Here is a 1,285-nt window from a genome sequence, read left to right as displayed (position 1 = left end):
GGGCCAAGGCGCGTTCCGCGGCCGCCGACGACGCCGAGCTCGCCCGGCTGCGTCGGGCCCTGCGCGCCCACCCGGTGCACGACTGCCCGCGCCGGGAGGAGCATCTGCGCTCCGCCGAGCAGGTCAACCGGCTCGCCAAGGAGACCGCGGCGATCTCCCGGAAGGTCGAGGGCCGCACGAACACGGTCGCGAAGACGTTCGACCGGGTCCGCGCGGCGCTGGCGGAACTCGGCTACCTCGACGGCGACACGGTCACCGACGCCGGCCGGGTGCTGGCCCGCATCTACTCCGAGCAGGACCTGCTCGTCTCCGAGTGTCTGCGCGCCGGCATCTGGGCGGACCTGACCGCGCCGGCGCTCGCGGCCGCCGTGTCCACCCTGGTCTTCGAGCCGCGCGGCGACGACGTGGGCGTCCCGGCGCTGCCCGGCGGCGCGGCGCTGCGCGACTGCCTGGACGAGATGGGCCGCCTGGCGTTCCGGCTCGCCGCGACCGAGCAGGGCCACCGGCTGGCGTTCCTGCGCACGCCCGAGCTCGGATTCGTCCCCGCCGCTCACGACTGGGCGGTGGGCCGGCCGCTGGAACGGGTCCTCACCGACAGCGGGCTGGAGCTGACCGCCGGCGACTTCGTCCGGTGGATGCGCCAGCTGCTCGACCTGCTCGACCAGATCGCCAAGGTCGCCCCCGACGACTCCCGGGTGCGCCGCACCGCCCGCGCCGCGATGGATGCGCTTCGCCACGGCGTCGTCGCCTACGCAACCAGTGTCTGAGCCGGCGCAGGCGGGTCGTCGCGTGGCGGTGAGGGGTACGGCGGGTCGTCGCGTGGCGGTGCGCGGTACGGCGGGTCGTCGCGTGGCGGCGCGCGCCGGCGGGCTGGTGCTCGGCGCGGCTCTCGACGCGCTGCTCGCCGATCCGGCGCGGCTGCACCCGGTCGCCGGCTTCGGGCGGGCGGCCGGCGGGCTGGAACGGCTGCTCTACCGGGACGACCGCGCCGCCGGGGCCCTGCACACCGCTCTGCTGCTGGCCGCGGTCGCCGTGCCCGCCGCCGTCGCCGAGCGCGTCTGCACGCGGGCATGCGGCGACGTCCCGATCGTGCCGGCTGCCCCGGTAGCGCTGGCCGCGCCGATCGCGCCGATCGTGCCGACCGCGTCAGTCGCTCCGACTGCTCCGATCGCGCTGGCGGCTCCTGTCGCGTCGTTGGCGCCGATGGTGCTGACCGCGGCGGTGACCTGGGTGGTGCTCGGCGGGGCGTCGCTGCGCCGGCAGGGCAGGCGCCTGGGCGCGGAGC

At 77.1% G+C, this 1,285-nt stretch carries 1 protein-coding gene and 1 pseudogene; both read left to right on the top strand.

The genetic code is table 11. From position 1 onward, the window contains the following. Positions 1–767: pseudogene (locus ND748_RS32210) on the top strand (RNA helicase); the annotation flags it as partial. An 82-nt stretch (positions 768–849) separates the two neighbouring features. Next, positions 850–1,285: cobalamin biosynthesis protein (locus ND748_RS32205; RefSeq protein ID WP_251750046.1), on the top strand; the 436-nt coding region annotated here is incomplete at its 3' end.

The organism is Frankia sp. AiPs1 (genome assembly GCF_023716945.1).
GTDB lineage: Bacteria > Actinomycetota > Actinomycetes > Frankiales > Frankiaceae > Frankia.
The sequence above is the reverse complement of the archived record's forward strand: the minus strand, read 5'-3'. Positions and strand labels throughout refer to the sequence as shown.